At 34.1% G+C, this 21,495-nt stretch carries 20 protein-coding genes and 1 riboswitch; of the genes, 14 read left to right on the top strand and 6 right to left on the bottom strand.

The window, feature by feature from the left end; translation table 11 throughout:
* Nucleotides 1-79: 79 nt before the first annotated feature.
* Nucleotides 80-448 (bottom strand): hypothetical protein, encoded by a 369-nt coding sequence (locus J4P91_RS16580; protein WP_207994993.1) that lies wholly within the window; start codon nt 446-448, stop codon nt 80-82.
* Between the two features lie 191 nt (nt 449-639).
* Between J4P91_RS16580 and J4P91_RS16575 the strand changes: the two genes are divergently transcribed.
* From J4P91_RS16575 to J4P91_RS16565, 3 genes are all read left to right on the top strand, one after another.
* A complete protein-coding gene (locus J4P91_RS16575) occupies nt 640-879 on the top strand; it encodes a helix-turn-helix domain-containing protein (protein WP_087958035.1) in 240 nt (79 codons plus the stop codon).
* A 206-nt stretch (nt 880-1,085) separates the two neighbouring features.
* Nucleotides 1,086-2,312 (top strand): ATP-binding protein, encoded by a 1,227-nt coding sequence (locus J4P91_RS16570; RefSeq protein WP_207994992.1) that lies wholly within the window; start codon nt 1,086-1,088, stop codon nt 2,310-2,312.
* Between the two features lie 237 nt (nt 2,313-2,549).
* Nucleotides 2,550-2,933: a hypothetical protein gene (locus J4P91_RS16565; RefSeq protein WP_017154095.1), complete on the top strand. Its 384-nt coding sequence runs from the start codon at nt 2,550-2,552 to the stop codon at nt 2,931-2,933.
* Nucleotides 2,934-2,949: 16 nt separating this feature from the next.
* Here J4P91_RS16565 and J4P91_RS16560 read toward each other — a convergent pair whose 3' ends face one another.
* Entirely contained in the window at nt 2,950-3,585 is a 636-nt protein-coding gene (locus J4P91_RS16560) for a cyclase family protein (RefSeq protein WP_017154094.1), read from the bottom strand.
* Between the two features lie 88 nt (nt 3,586-3,673).
* A riboswitch (SAM riboswitch) is annotated at nt 3,674-3,786 on the bottom strand.
* Nucleotides 3,787-3,938: 152 nt separating this feature from the next.
* Between J4P91_RS16560 and J4P91_RS16555 the strand changes: the two genes are divergently transcribed.
* Together J4P91_RS16555 and J4P91_RS16550 are read left to right on the top strand one after the other, a co-directional pair.
* Nucleotides 3,939-5,048, top strand: coding sequence for a PRK06851 family protein (locus J4P91_RS16555; protein ID WP_207994991.1), 1,110 nt, complete (start codon nt 3,939-3,941; stop codon nt 5,046-5,048).
* 156 nt (nt 5,049-5,204) lie between these two features.
* Complete coding sequence (locus tag J4P91_RS16550; RefSeq protein ID WP_017154092.1) at nt 5,205-5,984, top strand: nucleotidyltransferase domain-containing protein; 780 nt, start codon at nt 5,205-5,207, stop codon at nt 5,982-5,984.
* Nucleotides 5,985-6,012: 28 nt separating this feature from the next.
* Here J4P91_RS16550 and J4P91_RS16545 read toward each other — a convergent pair whose 3' ends face one another.
* Nucleotides 6,013-7,539, bottom strand: a complete 1,527-nt coding sequence (locus tag J4P91_RS16545) for an FAD-dependent oxidoreductase (protein ID WP_207994990.1) — start codon at nt 7,537-7,539, stop codon at nt 6,013-6,015.
* Nucleotides 7,540-8,162: 623 nt separating this feature from the next.
* Here J4P91_RS16545 and desB point away from each other — a divergent pair.
* Nucleotides 8,163-9,248, top strand: a complete 1,086-nt coding sequence (gene desB / locus J4P91_RS16540) for a Delta(10) desaturase DesB (protein WP_017154090.1) — start codon at nt 8,163-8,165, stop codon at nt 9,246-9,248.
* 54 nt (nt 9,249-9,302) lie between these two features.
* Here desB and J4P91_RS16535 read toward each other — a convergent pair whose 3' ends face one another.
* From J4P91_RS16535 to J4P91_RS16525, 3 genes are all read right to left on the bottom strand, one after another.
* On the bottom strand, nt 9,303-9,995 hold the full coding sequence (locus tag J4P91_RS16535) for an amino acid ABC transporter permease (protein ID WP_017154089.1): 693 nt from the start codon (nt 9,993-9,995) through the stop codon (nt 9,303-9,305).
* Nucleotides 9,996-10,137: 142 nt separating this feature from the next.
* Nucleotides 10,138-10,932 (bottom strand): ABC transporter substrate-binding protein, encoded by a 795-nt coding sequence (locus J4P91_RS16530; protein WP_207994989.1) that lies wholly within the window; start codon nt 10,930-10,932, stop codon nt 10,138-10,140.
* Nucleotides 10,933-11,045: 113 nt separating this feature from the next.
* Nucleotides 11,046-11,768, bottom strand: a complete 723-nt coding sequence (locus tag J4P91_RS16525; protein ID WP_207994988.1) for an amino acid ABC transporter ATP-binding protein — start codon at nt 11,766-11,768, stop codon at nt 11,046-11,048.
* 382 nt (nt 11,769-12,150) lie between these two features.
* Between J4P91_RS16525 and argR the strand changes: the two genes are divergently transcribed.
* From argR to J4P91_RS16485, 8 genes are all read left to right on the top strand, one after another.
* A complete protein-coding gene (gene argR, locus J4P91_RS16520) occupies nt 12,151-12,600 on the top strand; it encodes an arginine repressor (RefSeq protein ID WP_017154086.1) in 450 nt (149 codons plus the stop codon).
* A gap of 276 nt (nt 12,601-12,876) precedes the next feature.
* Nucleotides 12,877-14,109, top strand: coding sequence for an arginine deiminase (gene arcA, locus J4P91_RS16515; protein ID WP_207994987.1), 1,233 nt, complete (start codon nt 12,877-12,879; stop codon nt 14,107-14,109).
* A 30-nt stretch (nt 14,110-14,139) separates the two neighbouring features.
* Complete coding sequence (gene argF, locus J4P91_RS16510) at nt 14,140-15,138, top strand: ornithine carbamoyltransferase (protein WP_207994986.1); 999 nt, start codon at nt 14,140-14,142, stop codon at nt 15,136-15,138.
* A gap of 95 nt (nt 15,139-15,233) precedes the next feature.
* Nucleotides 15,234-16,649: an arginine-ornithine antiporter gene (gene arcD / locus J4P91_RS16505; RefSeq protein ID WP_207994985.1), complete on the top strand. Its 1,416-nt coding sequence runs from the start codon at nt 15,234-15,236 to the stop codon at nt 16,647-16,649.
* Between the two features lie 37 nt (nt 16,650-16,686).
* The gene (arcC, locus tag J4P91_RS16500) at nt 16,687-17,649 is read left to right on the top strand and encodes a carbamate kinase (RefSeq protein WP_207994984.1); all 963 of its coding nucleotides are present in this window, start codon (nt 16,687-16,689) and stop codon (nt 17,647-17,649) included.
* Between the two features lie 203 nt (nt 17,650-17,852).
* Complete coding sequence (locus J4P91_RS16495; protein ID WP_207994983.1) at nt 17,853-18,542, top strand: Crp/Fnr family transcriptional regulator; 690 nt, start codon at nt 17,853-17,855, stop codon at nt 18,540-18,542.
* 208 nt (nt 18,543-18,750) lie between these two features.
* Nucleotides 18,751-19,434, top strand: coding sequence for an ABC transporter permease (locus tag J4P91_RS16490; protein ID WP_207994982.1), 684 nt, complete (start codon nt 18,751-18,753; stop codon nt 19,432-19,434).
* Nucleotides 19,435-19,774: 340 nt separating this feature from the next.
* Nucleotides 19,775-21,439 carry a glycoside hydrolase family 13 protein gene (locus J4P91_RS16485; protein WP_207994981.1) on the top strand — a complete coding sequence of 555 codons (1,665 nt, stop codon included), beginning with the start codon at nt 19,775-19,777 and terminating at the stop codon, nt 21,437-21,439.
* Nucleotides 21,440-21,495 lie beyond the last annotated feature (56 nt).

Raw genomic sequence — 21,495 nt, 5'->3', positions numbered from 1 at the left:
GGAAGACGTGAACATTTTATTTTTGGATTCTTCTAGAGACCGAGCTGACTGTGCTACGTTTATCCTGGAACTTAGCAAATTATGCAGTGCCTTTTGCATGGTGATCAGGAAATTGTATATTTTGCACGGAAGCAATGTATTGTTTTCCATGTTTTCTAGCCACAGACTCTAGTATATGGCGCACACGTTTTGTTAGGTGACCTTGATTTTGTAATGCCTCACAATATGCATCATAGTAGGCATATTTAGCCCAGAGAAAATCATCTTGCTGGAATAAGAAATGATTTTTATACCATTCTCCAATTGTGTTGTAGTGTGTGTCTTCGTTTGCAGCCATTGTTTGCTCAAGAATCCTTTGTGGTAACACTTTAGATAGATGAGAAGCAGTGTGCTCTGTTTCAGCTTGTAATGATTGCTCTAGCATTGTAATGATGTGACGAGTAGCCATATGTTAACTCTCCTTTGTGTAAATGGGTAAATACCATCTATATTTTAAAAACGCTTACTATACTATTATACAATATATGGTATGTATCTACCTGCTTTTTGATTTGTATTTACAAAATCTTTTTATTTTGTTTACAAAAGTATCCTATAATAAAGTAAGATGAATGCTGTATATGAAAAAATAATAAGGGAATGAAACCATTGTATATAACGATAAAAGAAGCAGCGGAATATTTAAATCTTCCAGAATCTTATATTGAAGAATTAGTTCAACAAAAACGAATTCGGGCGGTGTATGACGGTGAGCAATATTTGCTGAATAAAGAACAGTTCAATACACATTTAGAGCAAATGGAAAAATATAAGCAATTAGTAGAAGAAATATTAAATGAGCCAATTCCAGAAGATATGGATGTAAAAGACGAGGATTAAGTTATCATACTCCATGATACAGAATTATAAGAAAAACGTTTCAAGATGTGAAGAGTAAATATCTTGAAACGTTTTTTGATTGCACAATAGAAGGATTTTAATATATTTAAAGGAGTACATATTGTTCTAAAAGCAATTTCATAAGTATAGTATTATAATACGAATACATGTAATATACTTTTGTTTCGCTTAAGAGAGGTATTTATATGAACAAATTTCAAAGCATAGTTCAGGAAGAAAGAGAAGCTTTAAAGGTATTTTTATTATTATTTTATATTATCTTCTTTGTATATGACATTATATATTATTACATATATCCTGCAATGAATATAAATGAAGCACAAGTCGGGTGGCCAGAAGGTGGACTAGGATTTTGGGTATATATTTTTGTAAGTTTATTATTTCCAATTTCAATGTATCTTCAAAAGATAGGGCATACATATGCTGTTAAATATTTGTTCTTAATGGGCTATATGCTAATTGATTTTATAAATAATTTAATGATTTATTTAAAAACAGATCGAGTATTTGAAAATGGAAATATGGTAGAAATATTTCTAATACTTTTTGCACCGGTCTTTGTGAATAAAAAATACTTTTATTTAATCTCTCTCAGTATAATTGGTAAGTATACTTTTTTTGCTTTATTGTTAAGAGATGTGAAAGTTTTCATTCCGCTAGTGCTATGCATCTTTTTTTTCATCATTTCACACTCTTTATTAAAGAGGTTTCAGTCGTATGTTCGTACAGTTGTGAAAGCGCTAAAAGATATAGAGAAAACTAAAAATCTGGTGCTAATTGGAAAAATGTCAACAGCAATTGGACATGAAATTCGAAACCCGTTAACAGCTTTAAAAGGATTTACTCAAATTCAAAAGGAACGTAATCCAACTGATGTTGCTAGTTATGATATTATGCTACAAGAAATTGAGAGAATCAATGAGTTTGTTAGTGAATTAATGCTGCTTGGAAAGCCAAGACCAACAACTTATCAATTGTGTGATATGCAAAAGATTTTGTTATATGTTATTCAATTGATGGAAAGTTATGCAATGCAGTACGCTGTAAAAATTTATATACAGGTAGATGAAGACTTACCTGATATAAATGGTGATGAAAAACAATTAAAGCAAGTAGTAATAAATCTTGTGAAAAACGGAATTGAATCTATGATGGATGGTGGAAATTTAAAGATTTATGCATCTAAAACGATTGAAGAAAAAGTTTGTATTTGTATTCAGGATGAAGGATGCGGTATGGATAGTGAGAAAATAGAAAAACTCGGAAAAGCTGTTTATACAACAAAGGAGAATGGAACTGGTCTTGGCTTGATCATTACACACAAAATTATTGCAGAACATCAAGGGGATATCAAATTTGAAAGTGACGTTTGCGAAGGCACAAAAGTAGAAATAACATTGCCAACTATATAGAAATTCGAAACAAGAGTACTTTTCTGAAAAGTGCTCTTGTTGTGTAAATATAAACATTTTATAAAAAGATTCGAGAATGCTTTTTTTTATAAAACACTTAGTTTATAATGGAGAAAAATATCGGTATGCAGCTTCTTGCTCATATAACGGTTTGTAGTTTTTTGTTTTACGTGAATTAAAAAGAGGGGTGCACACGCATCCTTTTTTCTATGCAGATATTATGAAAGAGGTGGTATGATGGAATTAACATTAAATTCGGCTGTATGTTTACACACTATTCAATTTCGGAAAGAGCAAAAGAATTATATTGTAAAAGATACAATTACAGGCGAAAAATATGAAATGCCGCCACTTTGTATTGATGCACTTGCAATGATGCGTGACGGCTTTTTATTAGGAGAAATCGAAGAGAAGTTAAAGGAAGAATATCCAGAAGAAGAAGTAAATATTCTAGAATTTACGAGGCAATTGTTAGAGCTAGAGCTTGTTGGAATGGTTGACGGAGAAGAAATCATTTGTACGAAAAAGAAAGATAAAGATTATTTTGCATGGGTTCGTCCTCGTATTGAACAATTTTTCTTTAATTTAAATAGAAAACATCGAAGCAGAGATCAAAGGTGATCTCTGCTTTTTTCATTCATTCAAAAATAACTGCAAACGCTCTTGCAAATGCCCCATCACTATTTTTAATTTTTAATGGTGCCGCTGAAAAGAAGAAACGTTTCGTTTTAATCGCGTCTAAGTTTGTTAAGTTTTCAATTAAGTAAATATTATTCCCTAATAAAATATGATGAATTGGTGATGTTTCGGTCGTCACTTCATCGGGAGAAATGAAATCTAAACCGACAGATTTTACTTTTAATCTAACTAATTCTTCAGCAAGTTCTTCTGAAAGATAAAAGGCTTCTTTTTCATATGCTTCTGTATTCCAGTTGTTTGAGAGATTAGAATGGAAAATGACGATATCTCCTTCTTTTACCCCAGCATCATGTAATACTTCCTTAGGCAATTTTCGTTCTTGTACATGTGTTACATCAACTAGAATAGCTTCACCTACAAACTGATCAAGTGGTAATTGATCAATTGTTGTTGCACCTGAAATAAAATGGGCAGGTGCATCGCAATGTGTACCAACGTGAACAACTGAATGAAAATCTGTGACTTGAAATCCAGCCTCCTCAACACTTGTAATAGGTTCTAGATGAATCGGCGGTGTTCCAGGAAATTGAGACATATTGTTTTCGAATGTTTGTGATAAATCGATTACTTTCATCGGGATACCTCCAATAATTTTTAAAATATAAAAAGCCTATCTTTCAAATCAAGAAAGATAGGCTTTACATACTTGCATGTAAATTCATGTTTTATCTTCCAAAATGCATTGCATTTTGCAGGATTTAGCACCTGTTCAGTTTATATAAACTGAGGTTGCCGGGCTTCAAAGGGCCAGTCCCTCTGCCTCTCTCGATAAGAAATTTATTTAGTTTTAAAATTCATATTTTTTTGTTATTGTTATTGTAATTCATTTCCTTTTTTATTTCAAGAATGACAATAGGTATTCACCCAACTAAGGGTTCCAGCATATGGTAGCTTATGTAAGTAAACTGCTGCAAAGGAGTGAGTGCAGTGACAGGGAAGATTTTAAATTATTATGCTGGAGGAAATACAGCGAGAGGTTTTTATAGTTTATATGAGGAAAGTTTAAGTGGATTGGAAAGGCTTTTCATTTTGAAAGGTGGTCCAGGAACAGGAAAATCCTCACTGATGAAAGCAATTGGGCGTGAGTGGGCTGAAAGAGGATATGATATTGAACTTTTGCATTGTTCCTCTGATAACAAATCCATCGATGGGGTTATTATTCCAAAATTAAAAGTAGGAATTGTAGATGGAACAGCACCCCATGTCGTTGAGCCCAAAACACCTGGAGTTGTAGAAGAATACGTAAACTTAGGTGTTGCATGGGATTCCGAGAAATTAAGAAAACATAAAGATGAAATTACACGTTATATTTCAGAAGCAAGTGGTGCATTTCAATCAGCATATGCTTGTTTCAAAGAAGCATTAGCTATACATGATGATTGGGAGAGAATTTATATTGATAATATTGATTTTCAAAAAGCGAATGAATTAACAAATCAGCTTATACAAAAGTTATTCGCAGATAACAAAGGAAAACAAGCAGTTGTAAAGCGCCGTTTCTTAGGGGCAGCAACACCAAAAGGTGCGGTTGATTTCGTTCCAAATTTAACAGAAGGTATCCAGCATCGTTATTTTATTAAAGGACGCCCGGGGTCAGGGAAATCAACGATGTTAAAAAAGTTAGCAGCGGCAGCAGAAGAAAAAGGTTTTGAAGTTGAAGTGTATCATTGCGGCTTTGACCCGAATAGCCTTGATATGATTATTGTAAGAGAATTAGGTTTTGCAATCTTTGACAGCACCGCACCGCATGAATATTTTCCTGAGCGAGAAGGTGATGAGATTATTGATATGTATAATCTCATTGTTACTCCGGGAACGGATGAAAAATATGCTACAGAAATTCGCGATGTTTCCATTCAATATAAAACAAAAATGAGTGAAGCGATGTCTTTTTTAGCGAAAGCAAAAGCAGTTCGAGATAAATTGGAACGAATTTATATTACTGCGATGGATTTTACAAAAGTAGATGCGTATAAAGACGAAATACAGAGTGAATTTGAGAGAATTGCCAAGTTTGTTAGTGAGCAGCAAAAATGAAGTGATTGTAGAGCTGTCAGGAAGGATCTGACAGCTTCCTTACATACTAAAGAGTTCTCGATATATCGATGTTAGCAGTAGAATGACACTTCAATAATAAGTATATTATATTTGTCGAATTTCCAGGGAAATGATCAGAAAATGAGGATGATACATATGAGGGAAAAAATTCAATTGGAATTAGAGAGAATTGAGAAAGAGAATAATGTAAAGATTTTATTTGCGGTGGAATCTGGAAGCCGTGCGTGGGGATTCCCGTCGAAAGATAGTGATTACGATGTTAGATTTGTATATATTCATCCAGTAGATTGGTATTTATCCGTAAATGAAAAACGTGATGTTATTGAGTATCCAATTAGTGATGCTTTAGATATAAGTGGTTGGGATATTAGAAAAGCACTGCAGCTATTTGCAAAATCAAATCCAGCACTATTAGAATGGATCCGCTCTCCAATTTTTTATTCTAAGAACTCGACTCTTCCAGAACGCCTACAGAAAATGAGCGAAAACGATTTTGATCCAAAAGCAACGATTTATCACTACTTACATATGGCTTCAAAAAACTATCGTGAATTTCTACAAGGAGAGAGTGTGAAGTTGAAAAAGTACTTCTACGTATTGCGCCCTATTTTAGCTTGCAAGTGGTTAGAAGAGAAAGGGACATTACCGCCTGTAGAATTTGAACGATTAATTACTGAACTTTCACTAGAACAAAAAATTTTAAATGAAATTGAAGATTTACTAATAAAGAAAAAAGCTGGTGTTGAGCTAGATGCTGGTCCAAAAATTATGGTATTAAATGAGTTTTTGGAGGAGCAGATAAAGTACTATCAGGAGTATGTGAAGGGAATTGAAAAAGGAAAGGGTATTGAAGTTGAGATGTTGAATGGTTTGTTTCGAGATATGTTATTTGAAATAGGAACAGAGCACCAGTAGATTGGTGCTCTGTTTATTTTAGCTAATTTTATTCTCCATCAACCCGCTTCAGTGGTTTCTCTGCTGGCCCCTCAATTACATCCCCCTCAATTGAAAAGCGTGAGCCATGACAAGGACAATCCCACGTACAATCACCGCTGTTCCATTCTACTTCACAGCCAAGGTGTGTACAGGTCGTATCAACAATATGTAATTTTCCCTCTTTGTCTTTATAAGCACCTGCACGTTTTCCGTGAACTCTTACAACTGCACCTTCACCGTTTTCAAGGTCTTCTGGTTTACGGAGAGCAAATTCTAACTTGCCTTCAATCAAATGTTTTGCCACATCAAGGTTTTGAGACAGGAATGTTTTTATATCTGGATCTGCATGGAATCGTGATGGAGCAAAGAGTTCTTTGTAAGGGCTATCTGTTTTTGTAATTGAAGCTGTTAGTAATTGTGCTGCAGCAGTTCCAGATGTCATACCCCATTTACGATAACCTGTTGCAACGAATATGTTTGGATTATTTTCATTAATATGACCAATGTAAGGCAATTTATCTAGAGTAATTAAGTCTTGTGTTGACCATCTGTAAGGAATTTCATCTATCCCAAATGTTTCTTCCGCGAAAGAGTGCAGTGCTTCATAATGAAGCATCGTATTAATTCCTTGTCCTGTTTTATGGCTTTCTCCACCAACGAGAATGAGTTTTTCTCCATTCATTGTTGTGTAGCGTAAGGAACGTGTAGGGTTATCGATACTTAAATACATGCCTCCGGGATAATCATTCTTTGCCTTTATTGCGAGAACGTAGGAGCGCTCTGCATACATTCTTGCGAAGAAAAAGTTGGTTGCATCATAGAAAGGAAAGTGGGAACAGGATACGACATATCCACATGTAATCCGATGGCCATCTTTTGTAATAACTTGTGGATAGAACCCTTTCTCAATATCGATTGCAGTGGTCTGCTCATAGATCGTTCCGCCAGCTTCAATAAAACGTTCGACAAGATTTTTTAAATAATGAAGAGGATGGAACTGTGCCTGATTTTTCATAGCAAGCGCTGCTTGAACTGAGATAGGAATTGAAATGGATTGAGTATAGTCACAAGGAATGTTTAGCTTTTTATAAGCTTCGTATTCTTTTGTTAATTTCCGTAATCCATCGTTGCAAGTTGTATATAAGTAGGCATCTTCTTCAGTAAAGTCGCAGTCGATGTTATTTGTTTGGATTGTTTCTTTAATAAATTGCAATGCTTTTTCGTTTGCCTCATAGTATAGCCGAGCTTGATCAGCTCCAAAATGATTAATCAGTTCATCATAAATGAGGTCATGTTGTGCAGTAATCTTTGCAGTTGTATGGCCTGTCGTTCCATTTAAAATATTTTCGGAATCGATTAAAACAACTTTCATACCCTCTTTTGCAAGTAAATAAGCAGTTGTAATGCCTGTAATTCCAGCGCCAATAATTGCAACTTCTGTTCTTATATTTTCTGATAGCTTTGGAAAAATAGGGAGTGAAGTAGAATCACGCCAGTACGGTTCTGGAAATTGGGGAAATGAATCATTTGTCATCGTATATCCCTCCTGTTTTAAAACAATTTACTACTTAATTTTTCCAATTTATATGAAATTCATGTAGATTATTTTTTATTTAAAATAGGGGAATGCTGTACAGTGAACAGAAGGAAATTAAGAATAAGTTATAAATATTTAAAAAACGTAAAAATTATTTTAGTATAATAAAAAACGCGTGTTTCGTCATAAACGTATTTTAAATGACAGTCAATTTCATAAAGAATTATTTCTGTTCATATATAAGTTATTCTTGAATAAAGCTAATTTTCTTATATGTTAAAGTATTTATATATATAACGGATAAAAGCATATAAAATCTATGTTTTTTCTTTGGTGAAATAAAATATTATTATAAAAATATAATCACATTTTATTACTAGGTCATAAAAGTTGTTGACAATACAGAAAGTCTATTGATATGATTCATCATGTAGAAAGGTTGATAAAGAGTAAAAAGAGAAATGTTTTTCATTGATAATAAAAGCAAAAATGAGTGACGGTAGAGTGAGTATGAATTACTTATTATAAATGCTTTTTGTAATTAACTAGTTTTATCAATCTGGAAACAAGAATTGATTTATGCAAGTTGCGTAAGCGCGGCATAAGAAAGGGGCAAAAGGATGAAGGAGCTTCATACGTTTGGATGGTATGCAGCACGTGTATCGCCGCATTTGCCAAAAAAAGCATTTAAACCAGTTCCAACTCGTTTGTTTGGTGGACTGGCTTATTTACTTGTGGCGGTAGCTGGATTAATAACGATCGGTTTATTCGACTTGAATGTGTGGGCAAATCTCGGGATTGCGATTGTTCTCGGGTTATGTTTTGCTTCGCTTGGATTTTTAGGACATGAAATTTTGCACGGAACGGTTGTAAGAAAGGCATGGCTTCGTGATTTTTTAGGGGCAATTGCATTTATGCCATTGTCTACAGGACCAAAATTGTGGAGAAAGTGGCATAATGCGACGCACCATGTGCATACGCAACATGAGGAACATGATCCTGATGCATGGCCAACGCTTGAAAAGATGAAGAAGAGTAAGTTTTTAAGATGGGTGTATCGTATGCCGCTTCATGTACGTTCTTTCTTTAGTTTTCTGTCACTAACAATTCAATTTACAATACATTCAACTCGTATGTTCTTTCATTTTATAAAAGAATTTAAGTCATCGAATCAACGATCTGTATGGCTTCAACTTCTTTTGCCGTGGACAGTGTGGATTAGCTTACTATTTATTTTGGGGCCTGCAAAGTGGTTGTTTGCGTATGTGATTCCGTTACTAATTGCAAACTTTATTGTAATGGCATATATTGCAACAAACCATCGCTTAAACCCAATTGTTCCTGTGAATGATCCGCTAGCTAACTGTTTGTCCGTAACAGTGCCGCGCTGGGTTGACGTTTTGCATTTTAATTTTTCATATCATACAGAACATCATCTGTTCCCTGCTATGAGTTCAAAATATTACCCGTTAGTAAAAGAGAAGATTAAAGAAATGTGGCCGGAGCGTTATCATGAAATGCCGATGACGAAAGCATTAGCAGCGCTTTGGAACACGCCTCGCGTATACTATCAAGGCAGTGAATTAGTCGATCCTCATAGGGAACATTTCTATGGTTCTTTAGGAAATGGATTAGATCCTGATAATATTGCGTATCGTGAGGAGCATATAGAAGAGCAGGAAACTATCAAAAAAGTGAATCCATGATGATAGATAAGTCAATTAAAAGCAAGCTACTTTGTCAGTAGCTTGCTTTTAGTTTTATAAAGAGGCTGCCTTTTCTTTCCCTTTATTTACTTGCAAAGAATTACTTTGTTTACGCTGAAGTCTTTTCTCTAAAAGGTTTACGAGATAGGTAAATAAAAGTACGAGTGCAAGATAGTATATACCAACAACAATATATGTTTCTAATTGTTGGAAGTTACCAGCTGCTATAGAGAGGCCAGAGCCCCATAATTCTGACATACCTACATAGGCAACAAGTGAAGAATCTTTTAATCCGATAATAAATTGGTTTCCTAGAGGCGGAATAGAGAGACGAAATGCTTGTGGTAATATAATACGTCGCATAGCCAGTGGATAAGACATTCCTAGGGAACGGGCAGCTTCTAATTGTCCGCGATCGACAGATTGAATAGAACCGCGGAAAATTTCGGTAATATATGCTCCGTTATGAATAGCTAAAGCGATTGCCCCCGCCCAAAAAGGTGTGAAGACAATGACAGATGTAATACCAAAGTAAAGAATTGCGATTTGTACGATTAAAGGTGTACCACGGATAATAGCGATGTAAACATGGGCAATACTATTTAATACTTTATTATTAGAAATACGAAAGAAGGCAAATAGTAGTCCAATTAATGAACCGAGTAGTAAGGAAGTTAATGTTAATTGTAATGTTATGACAACGGCCTTTAGAAGGGTAGGATATGTCGATATAAAAATTTCAATCATTAGTGTCACCTCAATATAGATTTTGTTTTAAGAAATAGATGCAAATGCCCCACGGCTGAGGTGGGGCATCGCTTATGGATTAAAAATGGTTTGTCCTGTAGAAGAGTAGATCCATTCTGGTTTGTAAAAAAAGAAAGTCATTTTATTTTGTCTTTTCTTCTTCTCCAAGAATATTGCGTCCAAACCATTTTTTACTGATTTTTTCATATGTGCCGTCTTTAATAATTTCATCTAATGCCTTGTTTACCTTCTTCACCATTTCTTTATCATCTTTGCGAATTGCAATTCCCATTTTATCAAGATTTAATGGTTTGCCAGCTTCTTTTATATTTGATTTACCTTCTTTTATCATACGAAGGCCAACCATTTGATCTGTAATAACAGCATCTACTCGGCCTGGTTCTAAATCCATAAGAGCTGTAACGTCACTATCATATTCTGTGATTTGATCTGTATGTTTTTCGACAAGTGCTTTAAATGTACTAGCTTTTACAACACCGATTTTTTTTCCTTTTAAGTCTTCTACTGAAGAAATAGAATTGTTCTTTTTAGCTACAAAAATTTGTGCACCGGAGCGATAGTATGGATTCGTAAAATTCACGGCTTTCAAGCGTTCTTCTGTAATTGCCATACTTCCTAATATCACATCATATTTTTTTGCTTTTAGACCTTGAATTAATGTTTCCCAAGGATTTGTAACTGGAACAGGCTTCATTCCCATTTTTTTTGCGAGTGCCTCACCAATTTCAACATCAAAGCCAACCAATTTTCCATCATTTTCTTTAAAGTTAAACGGCTTATATAGACCACTCATTGCATAACGAAATTCCTTTTCGCCATTTGTCGAAGTTGTACTACTTTCCTTACTACAGGCCCCAAGTATAAAAGATGCACATAGTGTAATAGTTGCAACAACAGTAAATATTTTCTTTCTCACAAAACCCCTCCTAAATATTTATCTTTTACATACGGGCAGTAATGCCACGTTTCAAAGTGCTATGAGAGTTTTTCTATTGGGAGATAAGCTACCCGGATGAGATTAAAATATTTTTATAAAATGTTTCGTAAAAACTGTTTTGCTCTCTCATTTGACGGTGCTGAAAAAAATTGTTCTGGAGGTGCATCCTCTACAATTTGTCCGTCATCCATAAAAATGACGCGATCTGCTACATCTCGTGCAAAGTTCATTTCATGGGTGACGATTACCATTGTCATTCCTTCCCCAGCAAGTTCTTTCATAACTTGAAGTACTTCTCCAACAAGTTCAGGATCAAGAGCTGATGTAGGTTCGTCAAATAGCATGATTTTAGGATTCATCGCAAGTGCGCGTGCGATTGCAACACGTTGCTTTTGTCCGCCAGATAAAAGGTGAGGCGTTACATTTTCTTTGTCTTGTAAGCCAACCTTCTTTAATAGGTCGTTTCCAATTTCTTTTGCTTTTGCTTTGTCTAGTTTTTTTACGTGAATGGGTGCTTCTATGATGTTTTCTAATGAGGTCATATGTGGAAAGAGGTTAAAGTGTTGAAATACCATTCCAACATTTTCGCGGACTTTATTTAAGTTTGTACTTTTTGGATCAATTCGTTCTCCTTGTAAGTGAATTTCACCTTCATCGTACATTTCTAAAAAGTTGAGGCAGCGAAGTAAAGTGCTTTTTCCTGAACCGCTTGCGCCAATTAAAACAACAACTTCTTTTTCTTTTACTTCTAAATTAATTCCTTTTAAAACATCTAATGAACCAAACGATTTTACTAGATTTTGAACCTGAATCATACCAACCCCCCCAGTCAAATTTGTATTTTACAAATGTTGCCTCTTATTTTTGTTATTAGTCATAAAGTGCCAAAACCCTTTATTTTTTGCGAAAAACATTGTCTGGGAATAAGTAAAATGAGGAAGATAAAATCATTTTTTTCTATTAGATAGTATAGAAATTTTTAATTACTGAAGCACCTAACAAATTTTGTGGGTTAAAAGTTACATACATTGAATAGAGAAGAATTGTTCTAGCAGTACTAAGAACTTTTAAAAATAAGACGGATAGTTTTATATATCATAAACTATGAACGTTTCCGCAATATTTAACCTTGTCTCTTTCGGATGGAAATTATAGCAAGATATAATAAAACTATAAATATTCGAAAGGGTGTCTTTTATGAAAAAAGAAAAAAGACAACGACTCATTAAACAATTGGTGAGAGAGTATGAAATAGATACACAAGAGAAATTAGTAGAATTATTAGAAGAACAGGGTGTATTGGTTACACAAGCGACAATTTCGCGAGATATTCGTGAGTTAAATTTAATAAAGGTAACTTCTTCAAGAGGCTTAACTATATATAAGGTTTTCTCAGAAGATAGTTTACAAACTGATATGAAGTTAAAGAAAAAATTGAGAGAGGTTGTCATAAGGGTTGATTATGTAGATCAATTGACGGTTATTAAAACATTACCTGGTAATGCCCACGTTATCGGTGCTTTATTGGATTCTTTAGACTGGAAAGAAAAAGTGGGATGTATATGTGGAAATGATACATGCCTTGTAATTTCTCGATCAGAATCGGATAGGAAGGTTCTAGAGGAAAGGTTGAAATTAATTATGTAAGTGAAAATCCTGTTTCTAATCGTTACTAGAAACAGGATTTTTTTTAGAATTTTAATATGAATTAGTAAAGCGTTATTCATTATATATACGTAATATACAGCTGTTTTGTAAAATGTAGGGTGAAAAAACTTATAAACATACAAATATATATTATTTTAAAAAATAACTTGTGAAATATTCCACTTAATAATGTTAACGTTTTCACAAAGTGAAAAGCACGTACCAGTTATTATGTACTTGTAAGGCATCAAACAAATTTAAAAGGAGGTACAACAAATGAAACATCCGATACATGTTACTTCAGAAATTGGGGAATTACAAACAGTTTTATTAAAACGTCCTGGTAAAGAAGTGGAAAACTTAACGCCAGATTATTTACAGCAATTATTATTTGACGATATTCCATACTTACCAATTATTCAAAAAGAACATGATTATTTTGCACAAACATTACGCAATCGGGGTGTTGAAGTTCTTTATTTAGAAAAACTAGCAGCTGAGGCGTTAGTTGATAAAAAGCTTCGGGAAGAATTTGTTGATCATATTTTAAAAGAAGGACAGGCTGACGTAAACGTTGCACATCAAACTTTAAAAGAATATTTACTTTCCTTTTCAAATGAAGAATTGATTCAAAAAATTATGGGTGGTGTGCGGAAAAATGAAATTGAAACAAGTAAGAAAGCACATCTATATGAATTAATGGAAGATCATTATCCATTTTATTTAGATCCAATGCCAAATTTATATTTTACTCGTGATCCAGCAGCTACTATAGGTGACGGTTTAACAATTAATAAAATGAGAGAGCCGGCACGGAGACGTGAATCATTGTTTATGGAATATATCATTAAGCATCATCCACGATTTGCAAATCATAATGTGCCAGTTTGGTTAGATCGTGATTATAAGTTTCCAATTGAAGGTGGCGACGAGCTGATCTTAAATGAGGAAACAATTGCAATTGGAGTATCTGCTCGTACTTCAGCTAAAGCAATTGAGCGTTTAGCTAAAAATTTATTTAGTCGTCAAAATAAAATTAAGAAAGTACTAGCAATAGAAATTCCAAAATGTCGAGCATTTATGCATTTAGATACAGTATTTACAATGGTCGATTACGATAAATTTACAATTCATCCAGCTATCCAAGGACCAAAAGGAAATATGAATATATATATTTTAGAAAAAGGAAAGGATGAAGAAACTCTAAAAATTACACATCGTACATCTTTAACTGAAGCTTTAAAAGAAGTATTAGGTTTAAGTGAATTAGTACTTATTCCTTGCGGAGGAGGAGATGTAATTGCTTCTGCTCGTGAACAATGGAACGATGGATCAAATACATTAGCAATTGCGCCAGGAGTAGTTGTTACATATGATCGCAACTATGTATCCAATGCTTTATTACGTGAACATGGTATAGAAGTTATTGAAGTATTGAGTTCGGAATTATCTCGCGGTCGTGGGGGTCCACGTTGCATGAGTATGCCAATTGTTCGAAAAGATATTTAGTATAAATAACGGAGAAAGTAGGGATGAATCATGTTGATGACTAAACCAAACTTAAAAGGAAGAAGTTTTCTTGCTGAAAAAGATTTTACGAAAGAAGAATTATTATATTTTCTAGATTTAGCAGCAGAATTAAAAGAGAAAAAGAAAAATGGTATCCCGCACCGTTATTTAGAAGGGAAAAATGTAGCACTCTTATTTGAAAAAACTTCCACTCGTACACGGTGTGCATTTACAGTAGCTTGTACAGATTTAGGTGCAAACCCTGAATATTTAGGTAAAGGTGATATTCAGCTCGGGAAAAAAGAATCAGTCGAAGATACAGCAAAAGTTTTAGGACGTATGTTTGATGGGATTGAATTCCGTGGTTTTGATCATGCGACAGTAGAATCTCTAGCAAAAAATTCAGGCGTGCCAGTATGGAATGGTCTAACAGATATGTGGCATCCAACACAAACACTCGCAGATTTATTAACAATAAAAGAACATGTGGGACGTTTAAAAGACGTTAAGCTCGTTTATGTTGGGGATGGGCGGAACAATGTAGCGAATAGCTTATTAGTTGGCGGTGCGATTGTCGGAATGGAAGTCCGTATTTGTACACCAGAATCATTATGGCCAGCACAAGAAGTTATTGATATGGCAAAAAAATATAATGACCGAGTAATGGTAACAGGTAGTGTTGAAGAGGCTGTTGCAGGTGCAGATGTAATCTATACAGATGTATGGGTATCTATGGGGGAAGAAGATAAATTTGCTGAACGTATCGAATTATTGAAACCTTATCAAGTAAATATGCAAATGATTAAAAAAACTGGAAATGATAGTGTGATGTTCTTACATTGTTTACCTGCATTCCATGATGTGGAAACAATGTACGGAGAAGAGATTTATGAAAAATATGGATTGAAAGAAATGGAGGTAAGTGACGAAGTATTCCGCAGTAAGCATTCAAAAGTATTTGATCAAGCAGAAAATAGAATGCATACAATTAAAGCGGTTATGGCAGCTACTTTAGGAAATATGGAATAAAGAAGGAAGTTATTCTTCCTTCTTTCTCCTCCTTTAGACACTATCATTCACTATTGTCGTTTTATTCTTATTGCAATTAAAGAGAGGTGAGTGTAATGGATGAAGAAAAGAAATTAGGGTTATTTACTTTAACAGCTCTTGTAGTTGGCTCTATGATCGGTGGTGGAGCATTCAACTTAGCAAGTGATATGGCAAAAGGCGCTGGTGCAGGGGCCATTATTATCGGTTGGGTTATAACGGGAATTGGGATGATTGCGCTTGGATTATCATTTCAAAATTTAACTGTAAAAAGACCAGATTTAGATGGCGGTATTTTTAGTTATGCAAAAGCAGGATTTGGTAATTTTATGGGGTTTAATAGTGCGTGGGGATATTGGCTATCTGCTTGGCTTGGTAATGTAGCTTACGGCACATTATTGTTCTCTTCATTAGGTTATTTCTTCCCAGTCTTTGAAGGTGGACAAAATGTAGCTTCGATTATTGGAGCGAGCATATTACTATGGTGTGTCCACATGTTAATTTTACGTGGTGTACAATCAGCAGCACTTGTAAATTTAGTAACTACAATTGCGAAATTAGTGCCTGTATTTGTATTTATTGTTGTAGGAATTTTCGCCTTTCATATTGATATTTTCTTAGATGGATTTTGGGGACAAGCTGGTTCTTTTTCTTGGGGAGCAGTAGGTAGCCAAGTTAAGAGTACAATGCTTGTAACGCTGTGGGTATTTATCGGTGTGGAAGGGGCTGTTGTTTTATCCAGTCGTGCTAAAAGCCGAAGTGATGTTGGGAAAGCAACAGTTATTGGATTAATTGGCACACTCATCATTTATATCCTACTTACATTACTATCTCTTGGTCTTATGCAACAAGCTGATGTTGCTAATTTGAAAAATCCAGCTATGGCGTATTTATTTGAAAGCGTTGTTGGAAAATGGGGTGCTATCTTTATTAACTTAGGTTTAGTCATCTCTGTATTAGGTGCTTGGCTAGGGTGGACTTTACTCGCTTCTGAAATCCCATATTTAGCTGCTAAAGACGGAGTATTTCCGAAGTGGTTCGCGAAAGAAAATAAGAACAAAGCTCCTGTAAACTCATTATGGATAACAAATGGTTTAATTCAAGTTTTCTTATTAACATTTGTTGTTTCAGATCAAGCATATAACTTTGCATTTTCTCTCGCATCCTCTGCTATTTTAATTCCTTATGCCTTTTCAGCATTTTATCAATTTAAGCATAGTTTACAATCTGAAGAAAAAGATCGGACAAAAAATATAATCATTGGCTTGGTAGCAAGTATTTATGGAGTCTGGTTAGTTTATGCAGCAGGGTTAGAGTACTTGTTATTAACAATGACCTTATATGCACCTGGTATTTTCATCTTTTACAATGTTCAAAAGAAAACGAGTCCAAAGCAAATATTTACTCGCGTGGAATTGGCATCTTCTGTAGCAATTGGTGCCTTAGCATTCTTTGCGATTTATGGATTAATTACAGGAAGTATTACTTTATAGAGTTTTGTGAAACTAACAATAATTGGAGGGTTGAAATATGACACGAAGAAAGATCGTAGTTGCACTAGGAGGAAATGCCATACAATCTGGAAATGCTACTGCCGGGGCGCAGCAAGAAGCATTAGAAAGAACAGCAGAACAACTTGTCAAAATCATGGAAAATAACGTGGATATTGTGATTGCACATGGAAATGGACCACAAGTAGGGAATATTTTATTGCAACAAAAAGCAGCGGATACGGAAAAAACACCGGCAATGCCGTTAGATACTTGTGGTGCAATGAGCCAAGGGATGATCGGATATTGGATGGAAAATGCAATTGAGAAGGCTTTGAAAAAGCGTAAAATAAAAAAAGAAGTAGCTACGGTTATAACACGTGTTGTCGTGGATGAAAAGGATGAGGCATTTCAAAATCCAACAAAACCAATTGGTCCTTTCTATACAGAAGAAGAAGCAAGAGCGTTAATGGAAGAAACAAAAGCCGTATTTAAAGAGGATGCAGGAAGAGGATGGAGACGCGTTGTGCCATCACCAAAACCTGTGAGTATTCATGAGCATAAAGTAATCAATTCATTAGTTGAGGATGGAAATATAGTAATTGCTGTTGGAGGTGGAGGAATCCCTGTTATTGACTCTGAGGAAGGTTTAAAAGGTACTGAAGCTGTCATTGATAAGGACTTTGCAGCTCAAAAGTTAGCGGAATTAGTAGATGCTGATACGCTTGTTATTTTAACTGCAGTTGATTATGTTTATGTGAATTTTAATCAACCTAATCAAAAGAGATTAGAGGCTGTTACAATTGATGAATTGGAAGGGTATATACAGGAGAATCAATTTGCAGCAGGTAGTATGCTTCCGAAAATTGAAGCTGCTATTAATTTTGCTAATACAGATCCAAAGCGAAAAACAATTATTACTTCTTTAGAAAAGGTATATGAAGCATTAGGAGAAAAAGCGGGTACTATTATTTCTAAGCAGGACGTATATGCTTGTGTATAAACAGAGCTCTTCTATTACTAGTAATTTCAAAAAGAATGAGGTTAGTAACTTCATTCTTTTTACTTACTAGTAATTTTTTGGTAACTAATGTTCATAAAGTATTCATGATAAGCAAAAGAAGTGTAGGTTAAGTGTGATAAAATAAACTTGAATGCGCTTTCTTGATGTTTCGCTCCGATATATAGCAAGAGAGAGGGAGTTTTATGAATAGACGGAACGTAGTTAAAGATCTGAAGCAGTTTGAATTATTTGCTCATTTAACAGAAAAAAAATTGAAAGGCTTAACAGAGTTTGTCTATTGGCGAACTTATAAGAAAGGTCAATTTTTATTTTTAGAAGGTGATTCAAGAGAAAGGATTTACCTTATGTTAGATGGTTTTGTGAAGTTAGAGCGGGTGAATCAAAGTGGAAATTTATTATATGAGGACTATGTAAAGCGATATTCTATTTTTCCTTATGGTGGTATGTTTACAGACAAGGGATATAATTATACAGCGGAGGCAATGACAGATGTGGATGTGTATTATATTCCTACAGTGATTTTTGAAGATATGGTGAAAGCAAGTCGGACGCAGCTAATGTATGTTGTTCAGCAGTTATCATCCATATTAAAAATTAACGAAAATCGCGTGCAAAATATTACAATTCCAAATGCACAAGATCGCGTCATTCAGACATTAAATTATTTAATGAATGATTTAGGAGAGCAGGATGGTGAAGAAATTGTAATTTCATGTCCGCTCACAACAATTGAAATTTCCAAAATATCTGGCACGTCTCGAGAGACGGTTAGTAGTGTATTAAAACAGTTAAAGAATGATAGTATTGTTACGGTGTTAGGTAAAAAAATAACAATACATGATCCAACTTATTTCGAGGAAATCTCGATGTGAAAACTGCATAAGAAATATTAGATAAGGGAAAGTATTGTTACACTGGAATAAAGCTAAATACCGATTCCCTTATTCATATTGTATATCAATAAAGTTCTTTATATATTTATAAGGAACTTTTTTCATGTTATTCACTATAAAAAGATTGTATATTCCGATAATATTAGCTAAAATCGATAATAAAATACAAAGGGGGAAGGGAGAAAGAATGATTCGGATTGAATATGATCGATTAGTAGCCATTTTCTACAGTATCGGAGTATTACTATTAATAAAAATGCCAAACGATAATGAATTAATTGGGGAAAAATTATTTCACACATATGGAATTCCAGTAGATACATATATTTATATGAATTATAAGGTCTCGAATATATGGATTTTTTCTTTTGTATTACAAATAATCTCTTTCTTATTTCTTATAAAATGGTTAGAAAAAAAGGACTCTAATTGGTTGAAAAAATTGAATAAAATAAAAGTAGTTTGTATAAGTGTCTTCGTTATAACAATGCCGTTTACTTTAAATAAGATGCTTCAAACTCTTGATAAAACATGGCATTACACAGGTAAAAAAGGATTAGAAGCAATTGAATACAAAAAAGAGGATAGCCAATGTACAATAGATAAAAAGGGAGATAATTTTGAACAAAATTGCGTCGTTACATTAAAAAATTATCACAATCATTCACAAGCATTACAGATTGTTTTATATCAAGATGCAAATCAGAAATTACAAGGCTATCAAGTACCGACACCTATTTACTTACAGCAACATGAGACAAAGAAATTTGAATTTCAAATTCCAGTTGTTTACGATGAAATCATAGCGGAAAATAAAGCACCAAATATTAAATTGCAGTCATTAAATGAAAATCATAAGACATATAATTAGTTTATGAAAATGCGGGTTGTTATTAGGAGAAATAATTAGAAATGAAAAAGAAAAGTAAACTTTAGTCATCCAAAATGTTACGAAGAATCGGGCATAAATTGGATGATTTTTTATTTGTAATTTTATTTATGATAAGAAGTATTGAAAAATCTCCAACAAGTTTAAGCATCATAAAAAATATGTAAGGTTAATCAAAAGGGGGTATTGTTTCTTAATAAAAGTAGATATTTAATAATAAGATAAAAAATTCTCATTGCAAACTCTCCATATTTTGTTATGATAGTGTTACGAAAACGTTTGCATAAAAATTTCCGAAGGGATGCAAAAGGAGAGAATTATTATGAATAAAACATGGTGGAAAGAAGCTGTCGCTTATCAAATTTATCCGCGTAGCTTTATGGATTCTAACGGCGACGGTATTGGAGATTTACAAGGTATTATTGCAAAGCTTGATTATTTAAAGGATTTAGGAATAGATGTAATTTGGATTTGTCCAATGTATAAATCACCGAATGATGATAATGGTTATGATATTAGTGATTATCAAGACATTATGGATGAGTTTGGCACGATGGCTGACTTCGATGAACTATTGGATGAGGTTCATAAACGCGATATGAAGCTCATTATTGATTTAGTTATTAATCATACGAGTGATGAACATCCTTGGTTTATTGAATCACGTTCTTCGAAAGATAATCCAAAACGCGATTGGTATATTTGGCGCGATGGTAAGGATGAGGAAGAACCGAATAACTGGGAAAGTATTTTTAGTGGTTCTGCTTGGGAATATGATGAAGTAACAGATCAATATTTCCTACACATATTCTCGCGTAAACAGCCGGATTTAAACTGGGAGAATGCAGAGGTCCGTGAAGCTTTATATGATACTGTAAACTGGTGGTTAGATAAAGGAATCGATGGTTTCCGTGTAGATGCAATCAGTCATATTAAAAAAGAAGAAGGCCTAAAAGACATGCCAAATCCAAAAGGGTTAAAGTATGTGTCTTCTTTTGATAAACATATGAATGTAAATGGAATTCAGCCACTCTTAGAAGAATTAAAAGAAAACACATTTTCTAAATACGACATTATGACTGTTGGAGAAGCAAATGGTGTCAAAATTGAAGATGCGGATCTTTGGGTTGGAGAAGAAAACGGTAAATTTAATATGGTATTTCAGTTTGAGCATTTAAGTTTATGGGATGCAGAAAAGAAAAAAGAACTTGATGTTGTGGAACTGAAAAAGGTGTTAACGAAGTGGCAAAAAGGATTAGAGAATAAAGGATGGAATGCACTTTATATTGAGAATCATGATAAACCACGTATTGTCTCTACATGGGGAGATGATAAACAGTATTGGCGTGAAAGTGCAACGGCTTTAGGCGCAATGTACTTCTTTATGCATGGGACACCATTTATTTATCAGGGTCAAGAAATTGGTATGACAAATGTTCAGTTCCCAAATATTGAAGATTATGATGATGTGGCAATTAAGAACTTGTACCGTGAAAAGATTGCAGAGGGTGTACCTCATCAAGAGATGATGGAAATTATATGGGCATCTTGTCGTGATAATTCACGTACACCAATGCAATGGAACGATGAAGAAAACGCTGGCTTTACAACTGGTACACCGTGGTTTGGTATGAATCCAAATTACAAAGAAATTAATGTTCAAAAGCAGCAAGTAGAGGCTAATTCTATCTTTAATTTCTACAAAAAGATGATTGCACTTAAAAAAGAGCATGATGTATTTAATTATGGCACATATGATTTAATCTTAGAGAATGATCCGCAAATTTATGCATATACGCGTTCGTTAAATGATGAAAAAGTGATTGTAATTAGTAATATTTCGAAGGAAGAAGCTGTGTACAATGAGGATTTATTTGCATTAGAACGCAAACGTTTGCTTTTGAATAACTATGAAGTGTTAGAACATGAAAAAGTTACTACAATTGCGTTGAAACCTTATGAAACAAGGGTTTATCGTATTTCTTGATAAAAAAAGATGCTTTCGTAGCATCTTTTTTTATGAAAAATAATAAATTTATATTG

Origin of the sequence: Bacillus sp. XF8, from assembly GCF_017498755.1 — a bacterium.
Lineage (GTDB): Bacteria > Bacillota > Bacilli > Bacillales > Bacillaceae_G > Bacillus_A > Bacillus_A bingmayongensis.
Note: the sequence above shows the minus strand (reverse complement) of the source record. Positions and strands in the feature narration are given on the sequence as shown.

Excerpts from the sequence above, each read along its gene's own strand:
- J4P91_RS16580 (WP_207994993.1), bottom strand. The coding sequence starts at position 448 with ATGGCTACTCGTCACATCATTACAATGCTAGAGCAATCATTACAAGCT.
- J4P91_RS16545 (WP_207994990.1), bottom strand. The coding sequence starts at position 7,539 with ATGACAAATGATTCATTTCCCCAATTTCCAGAACCGTACTGGCGTGAT.
- arcD (WP_207994985.1), top strand. The coding sequence starts at position 15,234 with ATGGATGAAGAAAAGAAATTAGGGTTATTTACTTTAACAGCTCTTGTA.
- J4P91_RS16550 (WP_017154092.1), top strand. The coding sequence starts at position 5,205 with ATGAGGGAAAAAATTCAATTGGAATTAGAGAGAATTGAGAAAGAGAAT.
- arcA (WP_207994987.1), top strand. The coding sequence starts at position 12,877 with ATGAAACATCCGATACATGTTACTTCAGAAATTGGGGAATTACAAACA.
- argR (WP_017154086.1), top strand. The coding sequence starts at position 12,151 with ATGAAAAAAGAAAAAAGACAACGACTCATTAAACAATTGGTGAGAGAG.
- J4P91_RS16535 (WP_017154089.1), bottom strand. The coding sequence starts at position 9,995 with ATGATTGAAATTTTTATATCGACATATCCTACCCTTCTAAAGGCCGTT.
- J4P91_RS16495 (WP_207994983.1), top strand. The coding sequence starts at position 17,853 with ATGAATAGACGGAACGTAGTTAAAGATCTGAAGCAGTTTGAATTATTT.
- J4P91_RS16525 (WP_207994988.1), bottom strand. The coding sequence starts at position 11,768 with ATGATTCAGGTTCAAAATCTAGTAAAATCGTTTGGTTCATTAGATGTT.
- J4P91_RS16570 (WP_207994992.1), top strand. The coding sequence starts at position 1,086 with ATGAACAAATTTCAAAGCATAGTTCAGGAAGAAAGAGAAGCTTTAAAG.
- J4P91_RS16560 (WP_017154094.1), bottom strand. The coding sequence starts at position 3,585 with ATGAAAGTAATCGATTTATCACAAACATTCGAAAACAATATGTCTCAA.
- J4P91_RS16485 (WP_207994981.1), top strand. The coding sequence starts at position 19,775 with ATGAATAAAACATGGTGGAAAGAAGCTGTCGCTTATCAAATTTATCCG.
- argF (WP_207994986.1), top strand. The coding sequence starts at position 14,140 with ATGTTGATGACTAAACCAAACTTAAAAGGAAGAAGTTTTCTTGCTGAA.
- arcC (WP_207994984.1), top strand. The coding sequence starts at position 16,687 with ATGACACGAAGAAAGATCGTAGTTGCACTAGGAGGAAATGCCATACAA.
- desB (WP_017154090.1), top strand. The coding sequence starts at position 8,163 with ATGAAGGAGCTTCATACGTTTGGATGGTATGCAGCACGTGTATCGCCG.
- J4P91_RS16575 (WP_087958035.1), top strand. The coding sequence starts at position 640 with ATGAAACCATTGTATATAACGATAAAAGAAGCAGCGGAATATTTAAAT.
- J4P91_RS16490 (WP_207994982.1), top strand. The coding sequence starts at position 18,751 with ATGATTCGGATTGAATATGATCGATTAGTAGCCATTTTCTACAGTATC.
- J4P91_RS16565 (WP_017154095.1), top strand. The coding sequence starts at position 2,550 with ATGGAATTAACATTAAATTCGGCTGTATGTTTACACACTATTCAATTT.